This is a genomic window from Streptantibioticus rubrisoli (assembly GCF_024436055.1).
GTDB classification, from domain to species: Bacteria; Actinomycetota; Actinomycetes; order Streptomycetales; family Streptomycetaceae; genus Streptantibioticus_A; species Streptantibioticus_A rubrisoli.
This window is the reverse complement of sequence record NZ_JANFNH010000004.1, coordinates 276973-294139: the sequence shown is the minus strand read 5'-3', so window position 1 is coordinate 294139 and position 17167 is coordinate 276973. Positions and strand designations below refer to the sequence as shown.

Annotated in this window: 14 protein-coding genes; 3 read left to right on the top strand and 11 right to left on the bottom strand. The window is 72.7% G+C overall.

What is annotated here, in order from left to right; genetic code table 11:
• Nucleotides 1-174 precede the first annotated feature (174 nt).
• From NON19_RS07875 to NON19_RS07860, 4 genes are all read right to left on the bottom strand, one after another.
• Nucleotides 175-1092 carry an SGNH/GDSL hydrolase family protein gene (locus NON19_RS07875; RefSeq protein ID WP_255925934.1) on the bottom strand — a complete coding sequence of 306 codons (918 nt, stop codon included), beginning with the start codon at nucleotides 1090-1092 and terminating at the stop codon, nucleotides 175-177.
• The gene (locus NON19_RS07870) at nucleotides 1089-2258 is read right to left on the bottom strand and encodes a glycosyltransferase (protein WP_255925933.1); all 1170 of its coding nucleotides are present in this window, start codon (nucleotides 2256-2258) and stop codon (nucleotides 1089-1091) included. The genes NON19_RS07875 and NON19_RS07870 overlap by 4 nt, the downstream gene beginning before the upstream one ends.
• Nucleotides 2255-3397 carry a glycosyltransferase family 4 protein gene (locus tag NON19_RS07865; protein ID WP_255925932.1) on the bottom strand — a complete coding sequence of 381 codons (1143 nt, stop codon included), beginning with the start codon at nucleotides 3395-3397 and terminating at the stop codon, nucleotides 2255-2257. The genes NON19_RS07870 and NON19_RS07865 overlap by 4 nt, the downstream gene beginning before the upstream one ends.
• A 344-nt stretch (nucleotides 3398-3741) precedes the next feature.
• A complete protein-coding gene (locus NON19_RS07860) occupies nucleotides 3742-5178 on the bottom strand; it encodes a HEAT repeat domain-containing protein (protein ID WP_255925931.1) in 1437 nt (478 codons plus the stop codon).
• A gap of 363 nt (nucleotides 5179-5541) precedes the next feature.
• Between NON19_RS07860 and NON19_RS07855 the strand changes: the two genes are divergently transcribed.
• On the top strand, nucleotides 5542-6999 hold the full coding sequence (locus NON19_RS07855) for a PP2C family protein-serine/threonine phosphatase (RefSeq protein WP_255925930.1): 1458 nt from the start codon (nucleotides 5542-5544) through the stop codon (nucleotides 6997-6999).
• 144 nt (nucleotides 7000-7143) lie between these two features.
• Here the strand turns inward: NON19_RS07855 and NON19_RS07850 are convergent, their stop codons facing one another.
• Nucleotides 7144-8631: a DNA-binding protein NsdB gene (locus NON19_RS07850; protein ID WP_255925929.1), complete on the bottom strand. Its 1488-nt coding sequence runs from the start codon at nucleotides 8629-8631 to the stop codon at nucleotides 7144-7146.
• Nucleotides 8632-9019: 388 nt separating this feature from the next.
• Here NON19_RS07850 and NON19_RS07845 point away from each other — a divergent pair, with 388 nt between their 5' ends.
• Together NON19_RS07845 and NON19_RS07840 are read left to right on the top strand one after the other, a co-directional pair.
• Nucleotides 9020-10171 (top strand): aminoglycoside phosphotransferase family protein, encoded by a 1152-nt coding sequence (locus tag NON19_RS07845; RefSeq protein ID WP_255925928.1) that lies wholly within the window; start codon nucleotides 9020-9022, stop codon nucleotides 10169-10171.
• 339 nt (nucleotides 10172-10510) lie between these two features.
• Nucleotides 10511-12445, top strand: coding sequence for an N-acetylmuramoyl-L-alanine amidase (locus tag NON19_RS07840; protein ID WP_372514033.1), 1935 nt, complete (start codon nucleotides 10511-10513; stop codon nucleotides 12443-12445).
• A gap of 55 nt (nucleotides 12446-12500) precedes the next feature.
• Here NON19_RS07840 and NON19_RS07835 read toward each other — a convergent pair whose 3' ends face one another.
• The 6 genes from NON19_RS07835 to NON19_RS07810 all read right to left on the bottom strand — a co-directional run bounded on the left by NON19_RS07835 (nucleotide 12501) and on the right by NON19_RS07810 (nucleotide 17161).
• Nucleotides 12501-13001 carry a hypothetical protein gene (locus tag NON19_RS07835; protein ID WP_255925927.1) on the bottom strand — a complete coding sequence of 167 codons (501 nt, stop codon included), beginning with the start codon at nucleotides 12999-13001 and terminating at the stop codon, nucleotides 12501-12503.
• A gap of 310 nt (nucleotides 13002-13311) precedes the next feature.
• A complete protein-coding gene (locus tag NON19_RS07830) occupies nucleotides 13312-13545 on the bottom strand; it encodes a hypothetical protein (protein WP_255925926.1) in 234 nt (77 codons plus the stop codon).
• 175 nt (nucleotides 13546-13720) lie between these two features.
• Nucleotides 13721-13960 (bottom strand): DUF397 domain-containing protein, encoded by a 240-nt coding sequence (locus tag NON19_RS07825; protein ID WP_255925925.1) that lies wholly within the window; start codon nucleotides 13958-13960, stop codon nucleotides 13721-13723.
• A gap of 92 nt (nucleotides 13961-14052) precedes the next feature.
• Nucleotides 14053-15219, bottom strand: coding sequence for a thiolase family protein (locus tag NON19_RS07820; RefSeq protein WP_255925924.1), 1167 nt, complete (start codon nucleotides 15217-15219; stop codon nucleotides 14053-14055).
• On the bottom strand, nucleotides 15216-16217 hold the full coding sequence (locus tag NON19_RS07815) for a thiolase family protein (RefSeq protein ID WP_255925923.1): 1002 nt from the start codon (nucleotides 16215-16217) through the stop codon (nucleotides 15216-15218). Before NON19_RS07815 ends, NON19_RS07820 begins: the two co-directional genes overlap by 4 nt.
• Nucleotides 16214-17161 (bottom strand): Zn-ribbon domain-containing OB-fold protein, encoded by a 948-nt coding sequence (locus NON19_RS07810; RefSeq protein WP_255925922.1) that lies wholly within the window; start codon nucleotides 17159-17161, stop codon nucleotides 16214-16216. The genes NON19_RS07815 and NON19_RS07810 overlap by 4 nt, the downstream gene beginning before the upstream one ends.
• Between the last annotated feature and the right edge of the window lie 6 nt (nucleotides 17162-17167).

Genomic DNA, 17167 nt, shown 5'->3' with positions numbered 1-17167 from the left:
CGCGCCAACCGCACCAGTCGACCGGGCCGGTGCCAACGCGGCCACGGCGCACCAAGGGGCACTCTCACCCACCGGCAGCACACCCACCCGCCGGACGATGACCGTCACTCGCCACCACCAAGCGGGCAACGACACCCAACTACCCCACAATCACCGCTATCACCGCTATCACCGCTACCCAGGCACCGACGCCACCCCGTAGGACTCCCCCGGCGCACAAGCGGAACCCGGCACACCCGCGCGACCCGCACCAGCCGACCGGGCCGGTGCCAGCGCGGCCACGGCGGCCACAGCGGCACGGTGGGCGGCCTCGTCGAGGACGGCGGGGGAGCCCGCGGCGCGGTGACGGCACTCGGCCGCGGCCAGCCGCAACAGGTCGGGCAGCAGGTCCGTGCACCGGTCCAGCACCCAGCCGGTGCCCCGGGTGGCCATCCACCAGGCGCTGGCGGCCCGGCCGGGCGGCGGGCCGTCGGGGGTGGTGCTCGGTGGCTCCCCCGCCGCCAGCCCGCGTTCGGCCAGCAGCGCGTGGAACTCGAACGCCAGCATCCGGTGTCCCAACTCGCTGGGGTGCAGCCGGTCCACGCTCCAGCAGGCGCGGTCGGCGACCCACGGGTGCTCGGCCGCGTGCAGGTGCACCGCCCCGTACCGCCGGGACAGCGCGTGCACGACATGGTTGACCGCGCGCATCCGCCGCCCCAGCGGGCGGGCCAGCGGCCACGGCAGTCCGAGCATCCAGCCCGGGTCCGGCAAGCACGCGGTCAGCGCGGTCACCCCGTCGGCGGCCAAGGCGCCCAGCGCGGCGTCCAGTTGGGCGGCGACCGCGGTGATGTCGAACGAGCCGCGCAGCGTGTCGTTGGCGCCCGCGACCACCGCCGCGAGGTGCGGCCGGAACGCGCGTGCCGCGGTGAGCTGGTCGGTGGCCACATCGGCGGTCAGGGCGCCGCTGCGCGCGCAGTTGAGGTACTCCGCCGCGCCGATGCCCTCGGCGAGCAGTGCGGCCCAGCCGCGCCAGCCGCCCGGCACCGGGTCCCCGAGGCCTTCGGTGAGCGAGTCGCCCAGCGCCGCGAACCGTATCCCCTCGCGCCCGCTCATCGCACGTCCTCCCGCTCCCGCCGCCCGGGTACCGCACCGTGCGCGGCCTCGTGCGCCGCCAGGAACGCCGCCACCGCGGCGGGCCAACCGAACCGCTCGGCACGGGCCCTGGCCGCCGCCCTGCGCCGCGCCTCGGGCACCGCCAGCAACTCGTCCACCGCGTCGGCGAACGCCGCACCGTCGTCCCGGGCCGCCCGGCCCGCGTCCCCGACCACCGAGGGCAGCGCGGAGGACTCGCTGACCACCACCGGCGTGCCGCAGGCCAGCGCCTCCAACGCGGCCAACCCGAAGGTCTCCACCGGACCGGGCGCCAGCACCACGTCCGCGCTGGCCATCAGCCCGTACAGCACCTCCTTGCGCGCCACGTGGCCCAGGAAGCGCACCGGCAGTCCCTCGCGGTGTGCGCGCTGCTCCAACTGGCCGCGCAGCGGGCCGTCCCCGGCGATCGTCAGCACGGCGTGCGTGCCGCGCGCCCGCAGCGCGGCGAGCGCGTCCAGCGCCCGGCCGGGCCGCTTCTCCACCGACAGCCGCACGCACATCGCCAACAGCACCTGCTCCGGCCAGGCGTAGTGGCAGCGGACGTGCTCACCGCCCGCGGACGGACGGCAGGCGGTCAGGTCCACCCCGAGCGGCGCGTGCACCACGTTGCGGGCCCCGATCCGCTCGAACTCCGCCGCCGCCCACCGCGTCGTGCACACCACCCGGGAGAAGGCGTGCGCGGTACGGGAGTTGAGCCGGTCGGCGGCGCCGCGGGCGACCGGCTCCGGCAGGCCCCACATGCGCAGCACACCGTCGGCGCTCTCGTGCGAGACCATCACCGCGGGCACCCGGCGCCGCCTGGCCCAGGCGCCCGTCCAGCGCAGCGTCGTACGGTCGGAGACCTCTAGCCGGTCGGGGCGCAAGGCGGCCAGCTGCCGCGCCACCGCCCGGCGGTCGACCAGCACCCGGTAGCCGCCGGAGCCGGGCACCACCGGCCCCGGCAGGGTGATCACCCGGCCCTGATCGGTCAGCTCGTCGCGGTACGCGGGGCCCGGCACGATCAGCACCGGCTCGTGCCCGGCCGCCAGGTACCCGGCGCCCAGGTGCCGCAGCGCGGTGCGCAGGCCGCCGGAGACCGGGGTGACGAAGTTTGCCAGCCGCACGATGCGCAGCCCTTCCCCGGTCATGCCGCCACCGCCGAGGCCGCGAGCCGTTCGGCGAGCACCTGCTCGTAGTGGCCGACCAGCAGGTCGCCGACGGCAGCCCACGAGCGCCCGGCCACCGCCTCCCGCCCGGCCAGGCCGTACGCGGCGCGCAGCCGCGGCGCACCGGCGAGCCGCCGTACCGCGGCCCGCAGCGCGTCCCGGTCGCCGGGCGGCACCAGCAGTCCGGTGCGGCCCGGGCTGACCAAGTCCAGCGGGCCGCCCGCCGCCGGGGCGACCACCGGTATCCCGCTGGCCATCGCCTCCTGCACGGTCTGGCAGAACGTCTCCATCGGGCCGGTGTGCGCGAAGACGTCCAACGAGGCGTAGATCCGGGCGAGTTCATCACCGGTACGTCGGCCGAGGAAGACCGCGGACGGCAGGGCGGAGCGCAGGTGCGCGGCGCTCGGTCCGTCGCCGACGACGACCAGTCGCACCCCCGGCAGTTCGGCCGCCCCGGCGAGCAGTTCGACCCGCTTCTCCGGTGCCAGCCGGCCGACGTAGCCGACCAGCACCTCGCCGTTCGGCGCCAGCTCCCGGCGCAGCGCCGGGTCGCGGTGGGCGGGGTGGAAGCGGACCGCGTCCACCCCTCGCGGCCACAGGTGGACCCGGGGGATGCCGTGCCGCTCCAGGTCGGCCACCGAGGCGGTGGACGGTGCCAGGGTGCGGTCGGCCGCGGTGTGCAGGGTGCGCAGCCGGTGCCAGGCGGCGGCCTCGCCGATGCCCAGGTAGGCGCGGGCGTAGCCGCCGAGGTCGGTCTGGTAGACCGCGACGCAGGGCAGCCCCAGCCGGGCGGCTCCGGCCACGCCGTGCGCCCCGATCACGAACGGGCTGGCCAGATGGACGAGTTGGGCGCGGTGCGCGGCGATCGCGGCCGCCACCCGGCGGCCGGGCAGGGCGACTCGCACCTGCCGGTAGCCGGGCAGCGGGAGGGACGGCACGCGCACCACCGGGCAGGGCGCGGTGGTGTCCGCCTCGGCGGCCCGGTCCCGGGCGGGTGCGGTGGGGGCGATGACGAGGGGGGCATGACCGCGGGCGACGAGGTGTTCCGCGGTCCGTAGGGCGCAGTGTGCGACGCCGTTGACATCAGGCGGGAAGGATTCGGTGACGAGGGCGACTCGCATACTGCGGTTCTCGGCGCCCGCGAAGATGCGGCGGCCACGTCGATCTTTCCCAGGGGGAAACGTTCCGTGAGCTTCTGGCCATCCCGGCCGGATCGTGTCGCCGGGGGTCGAAGGTCCTCCCCTAATCGATCAGGGGCTTGAAGACCTGATGAAGCTTGAGGGCTCGATCAGGGCTTGAGGGCTCGATCAGGGCTTGAGGGCTCGATCAGGGCTTGGGGGCTCGATCAGGGCTTGGGGGCTTGCCGCACGATGGATCCGCCGCAACCGCGAGCACCCACAGCGGCGGAGCCCGGCGACAGCGAAACCCACCGCAACCGTGACAAACAAACCCCAACCGAACCGCCCTACGCGGAGCGTTGCCGCACAACGGAAGCACTCGTGGTGCTCAACCTGCCGCGCACAGCGCTCTGCACGTCCGCCTCCTCGGCCGGATCGGCGGCCAGCCGCCGCAACTGGGCGAGCACCCGCACGTCCCCGGTCGCCGCGTGCCGCGCCGCCAGCTCGCGGGTGGACTCCTCACAGTCCCAGAGGCACTCGATGGCGAACCCGTCCGCGAACGACGGATCGATCACCGCCAACGTCCGCGCCGCGCAGCCGCGCAGATGCGAGGACGGCGTCTCCCGGTAGACGTGCCGCACCACGGGTGCGGCGCAGCCGATCGACAGCCGCCCCGCTCCCTCCACCAGCACGGCGAGGCCCTCGGCGGCGGCGCCGGAGATCCGCACGGTACGCCGCAGCGCGGCCAACACACGCGAAGCGTCCTCGGCGGTGCCCAGGACGGCGAGCATCTGGGCGGCGGCGGTGCCCAGTTCGTCCTCGCGCTCGGCCCAGCGGCGGGCCCGTTCGACCGCGGCGGCGCTGCGCATGCGCGTGAAGGACTCCAGCGCGGCGCGTGAGACGACCGGCGAGGGGTCACCGGCGGCGGCCTCTATCAGCCCGAGGGCATCGGGGTCCTGCCGACCGGCGAGGTGCCGCAGCGCGGCGGCCCGAGCCGCCTCCGGCCCCCGGCGGGCGGCCCGCAGCAGCTCGGCGCGGTCCTCCGGCCCGGCGACGGCGGCCAGGCAGCGGGCGGCGGGCGCGTCCCGGTGCTGCGCCGGGACGCTGTCCAGCCCCTGCTGGGCCCACTCCAGTACGTCCCGCACGCTCCAGCCGGGCGCCGGACCGGCCGGTCGCAGCTGCCGCTGCCAGCGGTCGAACGAGCCCTGCTCCTGGGCAGCGCGCACCCGCGCACCGTGCACCGGATCCTCCGCCCACAGCCGCCACGGCCGCGGTTCGTACGCCTCGCGCAGCGCACGGGCCAGCGCCGCGTCGCCCTGCGCACCGCGCGGGAAGCGGCCGAGGATCGCGGGCGCCAGGGCGGTCAGCCCCGCGTCGTCGTCCCGCAGCGCCAGCTCGTCCAGCGCCCAGTTCCAGTTGGCGCCGCGGGCCGCGTACTCGCGCAGCAGCCGCAGCGCGTCCCGGCGGCCGTATCCGGCGAGGTGGCCGAGCACCGACAGGGCGAGCCCGGTGCGCTGCTCCTCGGTGTCGAGGAGGTCGTCCGGGTGGAACAGGTGCTGCTCGATCCCCTCGAGCCCGCCCTCCAGCTCCGAGTAGAGCCGCGCGTAGTACAGCGAGCGCGACTCGACCTGCCAGTCGCGGCGCGGGTCGCTCAGCACACACTGCTCCAGCGCGGCGAGGGCCTCGCCGCGCTGCTCCGCGAGGGCATGCAGCGTCCCGTCCCCGCGCCCCCGCTGGAGGAGGCCGAGAAGGGTGCCGCTGGGCGCTATGTCGGGGTCGAACATGAGGTCAGCATCCGGTACGGAGGGTTACGGTGGCAACGGGATTTCCCTGTTGGTGCCCGGCATCCTTACCGCCGGACGCAGGCGTCATGCCTGGAACGCGGTGCGGATTGCGCACGGGTACGAGCGCCGCAGCTTACCCGGAGTGCGCCCGTACGATCTCCCTGGTGCACCGCGCTGACCAGGAACGACCGGGTCGCCTCTGGGATATGCCACAAGCACCACCGGATCGGGTATTGCGGAACCCCTTACGGACGATCGCTCACTGTGCAACAGTCGTCACTGACTCTTTGGGCCGACCAGAAGCTCTCATGCCGCCTCGCGCCCGCAGCTGACGTCTGTATCTGAGTACGTTCGGAGACAGTCATGCCGTCCCATCTGCATGCGGACCACGCCGCAGCACCACCGCCTGACCCCGGCACGCTCGACGCGCTCATCTCGCAGGCGCGCCAGTTGCGCGGCCAGGTGGACGCCGTCCGACGTGAACCCGGTCTTGACGACGATGACGCGCACAGCCGTTGGCAGCGGGCGCTGTGCGATCTCGCCGTGCACCATCTGGACGACCTCGGCGAACACCTGGGCCAGCTCAAGGAAGGGCTGCGGGAGGATGGTGGCGGCGCGGCCGGTGCCGCGTATGCGACGGCCGCGCCGCCCGTCCCCGGGGAGCAACCCCCGCCCGCCGCCCGGCAGGTGCGCGCGCTCGGCCGGGCGGGCAGCGCCGAATGGGACCTGTTGACCGACACGGTGACCTGGTCCGACGAGCTGTACTCGATCTTCGGCAGGACCAAGGCGGACGGCCCGCTCACCCTGGACGAACTCCCGTCCTGGCTGTTCGCGGAGGACCAGCAGACGCTCACCGCGATGGTCACCGGCTGCCTGGTGGACGGCAAGCCGATCAACGGCGAGTTCCGCATCGTGCGCCCGGACGGCTCGGTGCGCACGGTGCACATGGTGGGCGAGCCGGTGCTCGACGCCGACGGCTCCACCGCCTCGATGTGGGCGGTGCTACGGGACGTCAGCGAACTGCGCCGCAGCCAACGGGCGTTGCGCGAGACCCGTGACTCGCTGCGACGCCAGCGCGAGGTGGCGCAGACCGAGCACCGGCTGGCGGTCGAACTGCAGGAAGCCGTACTCCCGCCGTGGCGCGGCTCCCTGCGGTTCCCGCCCGACGGCGAGAGCCACGCCCTCGACCTGGCCGCGCACTACCTGCCGTCCGGCAGCAGCGCGCTGATCGGCGGCGACTGGTACGACGCCATGGAACTCGCCGACGGGTCCACCCTGTTGACGGTCGGCGACCTCATCGGCCATGGGGTGGCGGCGACTTCGGGCATGGCGATGCTGCTGGGCGCGGTGCGCGGTCTGGCACTCGTCGGCCTGGAACCAGGCGAGTTGCTGGCCCGGCTCAACGAGGTGGTGGACCGCTCGGCACAGCCTGCCCTGGGCAGCGCGCTGTGCTGCCGCTACGACGGCCAGCGGCGCACCCTGACCTGGGCCCAGGCCGGGCACCCCGCCCCGCTGCTGTTCCGCGACGGGACGGGGCGCGATCTGACGGCTCCAGAGGGCATGCTGCTGGGCGCCGCCCCGAACGCCTCGTACGGTCAGCGCACCGAACACCTGCTTCCGGGCGACCTGTTGGTGCTGCACACCGACGGACTCGCGCCGCGCGGCTCGGCGCAGGACACCGCCGCGAGCCAACTGCTCGACCTCGGGCCACGGTTCGCCGAGGCCCGCAGCGCGCAGGAGTGCGTGCGTGCGGTCGTCGAACAGCTGGGCAGCCCGGAGCGCGAGCACGACGCCTGCGTGCTGGTCGCCCGGATCTTGTAGGTGCTGTTCTGCTGTTAGCAGGCTCCTGTTGTTGGCTGGCTCCTGTTAGCTGGCCCTGAATTCCGTTGAGACGAATCCCTTGAGACGCTAATGGACCGGCGTTTCCGCCCCTGTCGGCGTGGGTCGGCGACGCCGCCGGTAGCGCTACACGCTGGCGGTGCCGTCCTTTGTCCCGGGCTTCTTCGGCAACAGGGTGCGGATCTCGTCGCGCAGTTCCTGGATCGTCGGGTACGTGGCGTACCGCCCGGTCAGCCGGTACATCTCACGCAGCCGGTCCCAGGTGCGGTGGGACGACGTCTGGCCGATGCTGAGCAGCGCGAGCCGGGCGTAACGGTCGGCCTGCTCCGGGTCGTCGGCGATGAAGCAGGCCGAGGCCATGGAGATGTAGTCGAAGATCCGGGACCGCTCGTGCCCCGCCCTGCGCAACTCCAGTGCCTGCTGGGCGTGGTGTTGCGCGGGCAGCGCGGCCGATGGATCGTGCTCGGCGAGCGTGCGGAACGCCAGGGCCTGCATGCCGTGCAGATCGGCCTCGTCGAAGTTCTGCATCCAGCACGGCGGCGGTACATCGCCCTTGTCGGAGACGAACAGGTCCTCGGCCTGGCCCAGTGTGCGCCGCATCGCCTGGCCGCGTCCCTTGGCCGCCAGCGCCCAGGCCTCGATGGTCTGGAGCATGGCGCGGGTGCGTGGCAGGGCCTGTTCGCCCGAGCCGGACTGGGCGAGCTTCATCAGGTCCAACGCGTCGTCCGGGCGGCCCAGATGGACCATCTGGCGGGCGGCGCGGGACATCGCCTCACCGGCCCGGGGCCGGTCACCGCCTTCGCGGGCCGCGTGCGCGGCGATCACGAAGTACTTCTGGGCGGTGGGCTCCAACCCCACGTCGTGCGACATCCACCCGGCCAGACACGCCAGGTTGGCCGCCACCCCCCACAACCGGCGTTGCAGATGGGCCGGATGACGGTAGGAGAGCATGCCCCCCACCTCGTTGAGCTGTCCGACGACCGCCTTGCGCTGGAGTCCTCCGCCGCGTGAGGCGTCCCAGGCGCGGAACACCTCCACGGAATGCTCCAGCGCCTCGATCTCCTCGGAGCCCACGGGCGCCGCCTCATAGCGGTCATAGCCCGCGGTGGTGGCCTTGGCGGCGTGCAGGGGGTCGTCGAATACGGGGGCGTCGGCTGACAGGGCAGGGTCGGTGTGCAGCCACTCGTACATGGCGCTACTCAGTGCAGAGCCTGCGGCGAGCGCGGCGCCCGCGCCCACCAGACCGCGTCGGTTGAGCATAAGGTCCATTCCCGTGAATTCGGTGAGGACCGCTGCGGTTCGCTCCGGTGGCCACGGCAGGCTTTCGGCTGCCTGCGGATCACCCCCGCGTCGGCGGGGACGGCGGAACCCGAGATCCTCGATGGTCACGACACGGCCGAGGCGCTCGGTGAACAGGGCGGCCAGCACTTTCGGCACCGGATCGCGCGGCGTCTCACCGGTCTCGATCCAGCGGCGCACACGGGAGGTGTCCGTCGACAGTTGCGGGTGGCCCATCGCGGCCGCCTGCCTGTTGACCATCCTCGCGAGCTCGCCTTTGGACCAGCCGGTGAGTCCGAACAGATCCGCGAGACGGGTGTTGGCTTCCTTGGTCACGTCAAGCCCCCAGGTTCCTCGGCACAGTTGACAGTAGTGGCCGAAGGAACGCCCTGGGAGTATTCGCCAGGGTCCGCCAGGGTCCGCTACGTGGTTCACCACCCGCGGATGGGTGTGATGTAGGAACGCGCCTCCCCGGCCCATCCGGAGCGCGGGTGCTCGGGCGCCGGTGCCCTCTCAGTTCGCCTGTCAGCTCGCCTGTCAGTTCGTTGGGTACCGGTGCGTTGGGTACCGGCGTGCGCCGAGTTGGCGCCCGGCAGCCGCATTCCCCCAGGGTGCGGAGGCCGGTTGGGGAACCCGCCGGGCCGGCTTGCGCCGAACCGATGAGTGCCGCCCCCAACGAGCCAGAAGCATTCCCCAGGCACACGAAGGGATCTGTTACCACCCCATGTACTCAGCATCGTCCTCCGTGTCCGCCCCACCCCGGCCGCTCGCCCCGCGTGGGCCAGGCCTCGTGGCGCGCCCCCGGGCCGCCTCCACCGAGCCGTTCCTGGACCCCTCGTACGCGGCCGCGGCGGGCCGTGGCGCCGGGCGGCCGCGCGGCATTCCGGCCGCGGCCTCCCACCCGCTCAGCGGGAGGCTCGATGTGACCGGCCCCCAGGGCGCGCCGCTGCGCTCGGCGATCGCCTCCGTCCAAAGGATCTGCCCGGAGTTCACCCCGGCGCAGGTGATGCGGCGCACCAGCCGCTCGGTGCTCCTGGTGGGCACGGCGGGGCGCAGCCCGGCCGTCGCCAAGTGCCTGCTGGACCACTCGCCGGTATGGCAGAAGCAGTTCAGGCAGGAGATAGCGGCGTACCGGACGTTCGTCCGGCACCGCCCCCCGGTCCGGGTGCCGCGCCTGGTCGCCGCCGATCCGGACAGCTGCACCCTGGTGATGGAACGGATGCCCGGCCGGGTCGCGGCGCTCCAGCGGCATCCCGTCGAGGCCCCGCCGCGCGCCGACATACGAGCCGCGCTCGGCGCCATCTGCCGGATCAACCAGTGGCAGCCGCCCGCCGACGCATTCAAACGCCCCCTTGAGTACGGCACCCGGCTCGCGCGCTTCCATGAGCTCGGGCTGCTCACCGACCGCGACCTGGGCGACCTGCAGAAGCTGCTACGCGGCCTGGCCCGGGACTTCGGCGGCCACGGCCCCTGGCAGTTCTGCCATGGCGATGCCCTGCTCTCCAACGTGCTGCTCTCGCCGACCGGCCCGGTCCTGGTGGACTGGGAGCACGCCGGCTGGTACCTGCCGGGGTACGACCTGGCGGTGCTGTGGTCGGTGCTGGGCGACGATCCGGTGACGCGGCGTCACATCAGCCAGCTCGCCCAGTCCGCCGGACCCGCGTGGCGGGACGCCTTCCTGGTGAACCTGATGCTGGTGCTGACCCGGGAGATCCGCACCTACGAGACGGCGGTACAGCGCTCCATGCACGGCACCGGCCCGGCCGCCCCGGGCGCAGCCGAGGCTGGTGAGGAGCAACGGCTCCTGCTGCGCCGCCTCCACGACGACTGCGGGATGGCCCGCCGCGCGGTACGGGCAGCCGTGGGCACCCGCTGAACCACCCGGCGCCACATCGCGCGAAGCACACCACCGCAGCCCTCCCGCGTCCCCCGGACAGCGTCATCCGGACGGCCCAAAATCCGGGCATCGAAGGCTGGCCCGCCGAAGCCGTGCGGGCGTGAATGCCCGTGCCGGGAAACCCCCGGCACGGGCATTGACGTGCCCATCAGCCGTCCTGGACCAGCGGAAACACCGAGAGCACGGATGTTTGACTGACCATCAGACAGCCGGTACGCCTGTGACTCCGCCCATGTGGAACGCGCCAGACCCAGGGAGGCTGCTTTGCGAGGCTCCGCATCCCCACACCCCGGACGCCGTGGCCCATGGCCCACGCTGCTGTCCGTGGCCACCGCCGCCGCACTGCTCCCGGTGTTCTGCGCGGCCCCACGGGTCGACGCCACCACCCCACCGCGCCCCGAGCCGCTCCAGCAGGCCTTCGCCCAGGCCGCACAGCAGTACCACGTACCGCTGAGCGTGCTGCTCGGCGTCTCGTATCTGGAGTCGCGCTGGGACGCTCATGCCGGGCGGCCCAGCGTCAGCGGCGGCTACGGCCCCATGCACCTGACCGACGCCCGTACCGCGATCGCCCAGTCCCGCTACCGCACCGACGGTGACGCGGCGGGCGACACCCGTGGTGACCCCGCCCGCTCCCGGCTGAGCCCCGGCACCGTCACACTGCCCCAGGACCGGGTGCTGCCCCCGTCGTTGCGGACCGCCGACCAGGCGGCCCAGCTGACCGGGCTGCCCGACGACCGGCTGCGCACCGATCCGGCCGCCAACATCGCGGGCGGCGCGGCGCTGCTGGCCTACTACCAGCAGGCGCTCGGCCAGCCGCTGAGCGCCGGTCCGTCCGCCTGGTTCGGCGCGGTGGCCCGCTACTCGGGCGCCGATGACACGGCCACCGCGGTGAACTTCGCGACCGATGTCTTCCAGACCATCCACGACGGCGCGTCCCGTACCACCGACAGCGGCCAGCACCTCACGCTGGCCGCCCAGCCGAACGTCAAGCCCGATCCCAAGCAGGCCGCCAAACTGGGCCTGCGCACCGCGGACGCCAGGAACACCGAGTGCCCGCAGTTGGTGGCCTGCGAGTGGGTCCCGGCGCCCTACGCCCGGTACGGGCCGGACGCCAACGACTACGGCAACCACGATGTGACCAACCGGCCGCACGACTCCTCGGTGGACTACATCGTCATCCATGACACCGAGGGCACCTGGGACACCACGCTCAAGCTGGTGTCGGACCCGCGCTACCTGGGGTGGCACTACACCGTGCGCTCCTTCGACGGCCACATCGCGGAGCACATGAGCACCAAGGACGTGGGCTGGCACTCGGGCAACTGGTACGTCAACTCCAAGTCGATCGGCGTCGAACACGAGGGGTTCCTGGCCGATCCGGACGCCTGGTACACCGAGGCGATGTACCGCACCTCGGCCCGCCTGGTGCGGTACCTGGCGCACAAGTACCGGATCCCGCTGGACCGTCAGCACATCCTGGGCCATGACAACGTGCCGGGCACCGAGCCGTCCACCGTCGCGACCATGCACACCGATCCGGGTCCGTACTGGGACTGGGCGCACTACTTCGAGCTGATGGGCGTGCCGTTCCAGCCGTCTCCCGGCGCGGGCGGCGGGCTGGTGGTGATCGACCCGGACTACGAGGCCAACCAGCCGTTCTTCACCGACTGCGGCGGCAGGGACCTGTCGTGCGCGCCGCACGGTTCCGGGGCGGTCCGGCTCCACAGCGCGCCCAGCGAGACCGCGCCGCTGGTCAGGGACGTCGGGCTGCACCCGAACGGTGACTCCACGACCGGCGTGAACGACACCGGAGCCCGCGCCTCAACCGGGCAGCAGTTCGCGGTGGCCGACCAGCGCGGCGACTGGACGGCCATCTGGTACCTGGGCCAGAAGGCGTGGCTCCACAACCCGCACAGCGCCCCCGTGGCGATCGGCAGACGCGGCTGGGTGGTCACCCCGAAGCCCGGCCGCCCCTCGGTCCCGGTGTACGGCCGGGCCTTTCCGGAGCCGTCCGCGTACCCGCGGGGCGTCACCGCGCAGCAGCTAGTGCCGCTGCAGTACGCGCTACCCGCTGGCCAGCGGTATGTGATCGGCGACTGGATGCGCGGCGAGTACCTCTTCTCACCGTCCTTCGACCGGTCCAGGCAGACCTGGGTGCGCGGCAAGGTGTTCTACTACGAGATCCAGTTCGGCCACCGGATCGCCTACGTCAGGGCGGACGACGTGGTGATCCACCCGTCCACGGGCGACTGATCCGGCGCGCAAGACAACGGCGCCCTCGGTCGGAACCGAGGGCGCCGCTTCGCGTTCAGCCCTGCTGGAACATCTCCGCCGGGAGCGGCTTGAGCAGCTGGTACAGGTCGTCGGTGATCGGCCGGTCCCAGGTGGCGATGGTGACCTGGACACCGTCACTACGGTCGAACTGGGCGCAGGCGATGCGGCTCTCGCTGACCTTGATGCGGCGGACGATCAGCAGGCTGTCGCCGTGCATCACCGGGGTGTCCTCGCGCTCCACCTCGTGCACCGGCTCGTCGTTGCCGAGCGCCGCGAGCAGCTGCGCCACCTCGAACGGCACCTGTCCCTCGGCCAGCTCGCGGGCGGGCGAGCCCTCCGGCAGGTTGCCGATCAGCATGGCGGGGCCGCGACCGCCGAACAGGTCGTAGCGCAGGAAGATGCCCTGGCAGCTGCCGTCGGGTCCGGGCAGCAGCCCCGCCCCGAGGTTGCCCGGCCAGTCACCCGGGTCCATGGCCAGAACGTCGAAGTCCGGGCCGGTGGGCGTGGCGGCGCTGCGTCGGCGGAGGAAGGACATGCGCACATGGTACGTGCCCCGGGCGCGCGAGCGAGTCCGGGGATGAGGGGCGCCCCCGCCGGGGGCGACGGGTGTGCCCCGGCCTTGACCCACGTGGTCGCGGTGCGCCGGGCGCGCTGCGCCGACGGTACGTACGTCCCGCGAACCGCCGCTCGAAGCCGTCGGCGGTGAACGAGGAGTCGCATCCACCGTCCGGGGCGACGCTGAGGACGACCGTCCGCGTCCCGCCCGGCTGGACCGTGAATGAACCGCTGCGGGGCCGAAGGGGCGGACCGTGCGCGTCGATGTCGTAGGGGGCCGCCGCCGTGGGTCAGCGCATTGAAGCAGTCCTGTCAGCTATCTGCGACAGGGGCGGAGCACCGAAGCCACGGTCGTCCTCGAGGGCGCCGAAGTAGTGGTCGAAGGACCGGTTCTCCCGCACAGGGACGATGACAAGCCCAACATCGCTCAGGATGCCACCGCGGTCCGCGCCCAGGCAGATCAGCTCGAACTGCCCCTGGACGACGAGGAGTTGCAGTACGGCCCGGCCGAACTGTGGCGGCACCCCCGTCCAACTCGCCGCCTTCCACCGGGATCCCGATCCGTACCGGACTCGCGGTGATCGCCGCCGACCGGCGGATCCCCGCGCTCACACGATCTGTCTGTGGTGGTCACCCGGGTCACCCGGCAGCTCACCGTCGTCCATGAGGGCGAGCTGCCGAAGGTGTTGGCCAGAATGGTCAGGTGAGGTCGAACTCACCGTCCCGGGCGCCGAGTACGAAGGCGTTCCACTCCGCCGGGGTGAAGATCAGCGAAGGGCCGTCCGGGTTGCGACCGTCACGCATGGCGATGTAGCCCTCCACGAAGGCGATCTGCACATCGCCCTTCCCCTGGTTGCTGGCCTGCCATACCGCCCCCGACAGATCGAGTTGCGGCTTCTTCCCGCTGGCCAAGGGCTGTCCGGTCTTGCTGTCAGCCACGTCCGCTCCTTCCGGCATTGATGTCCGCGGCCCAGCCTAGCGAGGGCGGGCGGTGCCCGACAGCCGTTCACCGAGGCCGGACGGCCCTGCGGTCACACATCGGGACGCTCGCTTCCCACCAGCCACATCGAGAAGAACTGGGAACCGCCGCCGTAGGCGTGGCCGAGCGCCAACCGGGCGCCGTCCACCTGGTGTTCGCCCGCCTGCCCACGCACCTGCAACGCGGCCTCGGCGAACCGGATCATGCCGGAGGCACCGATGGGATTGGTGGACAGCACACCGCCCGACGGGTTGACCGGAAGATCGCCGTCGAGTTCGGTCACCCCGCCCTCGGTGAGCTTCCAGCCCTCGCCCTCGGCCGCGAAGCCGAGGTTCTCCAGCCACATCGGCTCGTACCAGGAGAACGGCACGTACATCTCCACCACGTCGATCTCCCGGCGCGGTTCACCGATCCCGGCCTGCCGGTAGACGTCCGCGGCGCAGTCCTGACCGGCCCGCGGCGAGACGTAGTCCTTGCCCGCGAACATGGTCGGCTCACTGCGCATCGCGCCACCGCGCACCCAGGCGGGCGGACGCGGCGCCCGCCGGGCCCCGGTGGTGTCGCTGAGCACCAGCGCGCAGGCGCCGTCGGAGGACGGGCAGGTCTCCAGATAGCGAATGGGGTCCCACAGCATGGGCGAGGAACGCACCTTCTCCAGCGTGATCTGCGGGTCGCGGACATGCGCGTACGGGTTCTTCAGCGCGTTGCGCCGGTCCTTGTAGGCGACCAGCGAGCCCACGCTCTCCGGTGCGCCGCTGCGCCGTATGTAGGCCCTGACGTGCGGGGCGAAGAAACCGCCCGCGCCCGCCAGCAGTGGCTGCTGGAACGGGATCGGCAGCGACAGGCCCCACATGGCGTTGGATTCCGACTGTTTTTCGAAGGCGAGGGTGAGCACCGTGCGGTGGACCCGGGCGGCGACGAGATTGGCGGCCACCAGTGCCGTGGAACCGCCGACCGAGCCCGCGGTGTGCACCCGCAGCATGGGCTTGCCCACCGCGCCCAGGGCATCGGCCAGGTACAGCTCGGGCATCATCACGCCCTCGAAGAAGTCCGGCGCCTTGCCGATGACCACGGCGTCGATGTCGCGCCAGCCCAACTCGGCGTCCGCCAGCGCCCGTTGGGCCGCCTCCCGGACCAGTCCGGCGATCGAGACGTCGTGCCGGGCGGCGACGTGCTTGGTCTGGCCGATCCCTATGACGGCCACCGGTTCCCTGCTCATGAGGCCTCCAGTACGGCCACCAGGTTCTGCTGCAGGCACGGCCCCGAGGTGGCGTGCGCCAACGCCCGCCCGGACTGGCCGCGATGGATACGGGCGGCGGCCTCGCCGAGCCGGATCAGCCCGGTGGCCATCACCGGGTTGGCGACCAGCGCGCCGCCCGACGGGTTGACCTGCACGGAGTCGTCCAGATCCAGCACCCGGCGCAGTAGGGCCTCCTGGGAGCTGAACGGGGCGTGCAGTTCCGCGGTGTCCACCGGGGCGTCGAAGGCCCCGGCGCACTCCGCGGCCAGCCGGGTGGACGGCGAGTCGGCGAGGTCGCGCACCCCGAGGGAGTGCGCCTCGATGCGGTGGTCCATGCCCCGGATCCAGGCGGGTCGCGGGCACAGCCCGCGAGCGGTGTCCCCGGCGGCCAGCACCACGGCCGCGGCGCCGTCGCTGATCGGCGGGCAGTCCTGGCGGCGCAGCGGCCGTACGGCATAGGCATCGTCATGCGCGCCGTACCGTGTCGCGATGTCGGCGAGCTGGCGCTCGTCGGTCAGGCCCGCGTCGATCAGCGACTGTGCCTGGAGCGCGGCGAGCGAGACCGAGTCGGGCCACAGCGGCGCCACGTAGTACGGATCCAACTGCCGTGTCAGCACATCGCGTAGCTCGCCCGCTGACGACTTGCCGTAGGCGTAGACCAGCGCCGTCTCAGCCTCGCCGGTGAGGATCTTCACCCATGCCTCGTACAGCGCCCACGCGCCGTCCATCTCGACATGGGACTCGGCGATCGGCGGCCAGGCGCCGACCCCGTCGAGCGCCATGGTGAACGAGAAGGCGCGCCCGGCGAGATAGTCACTCGACCCCGAACAGGTGAAGTCGATCTGGTCGGTGGTCAAGCCCACCTGCCCCAGCACCTGGTGCAGCACCGGCATCAGCATCTCGACCTCGGACAACTGCGAGCTGTCCCGCAGGTGTTCGCTCTGCCCGAAGGCGACGATCGCCACGTCACGGGTCACAGCAGCTCCTTGTAGCTGTCGTAGTCGGCGTCGGGCTCACCCGTGGGCCGGTAGTGGTCGGGGTACCGGCCACCCTCGGTCCACACCGGCTCCACCCGCAGCCCCATCCGCACCTGGTCGTACGGGATGCCGCCGATCCGGCCGTGCAGCGCCAGGTCGGCGCCGTCCAGGGCGATGTGCGCGTAGACGTAGGGGACTTCGATGTCCAGGTTCTTCGCCTTGATGTTGACCACGCAGTACGTGGTGACCGTGCCGCGCGGCCCCACCTCGACCTGCTCGGCGGTGGCCACCCCACAGGTCGGGCAGGCACCGCGCGGCGGAACGTAGACCTTGCCGCAGGCCGGGCAGCGCTCGCCGACGGTGCGGTGCCCGGCGAGCGCGTCGAGGTAGCGGGACTGGGCCCGCCCGGGCGAGTACGTGTAGTCGAGCCGGGCGGGGGCGACGATCCCGCTCACCGCGTCGGCGAACTCACCGCCGAACACCCGGGGTTCACCCCCGACCGCACCCCCGTCATCGGGCTCGAAGCAGGCGATGTCGGTGATGGCACCGCTACGGTCGGCGGCCCAGCGGATCCGTACCCGCATCCCGGTGTGGACGGCTGCGGCCTCGAGGGCGTCCAGTGCGTGCAGCATGGCGGTGTCGGCGCCGTCGAGCCTGACCAGCGCCCACGCGAACGGCCGGTCAAGCGGCTGGTGTCGGCGCGGCCGGGGGTTCCAGGCCCAGCTGGTGACGGTGCCGGTGGCGGCGACCTCGACCAGTTCGCGGATCTCCTCGGCGGTGACCGGGTCGTACTCGACCGGCGGCACCAGCACCCTGCCGTCGCGGCAGCGCACCCCGAGCACGGTGCGCTCACGCAGTCCGGTGAGGAAGGCGCTCTGCACCGGGCCGAGGGAGCGGGTGAACGGGAACTCCACGACCAGCGGCGCCCTGAGGGCTGGGGGCATGGCAGT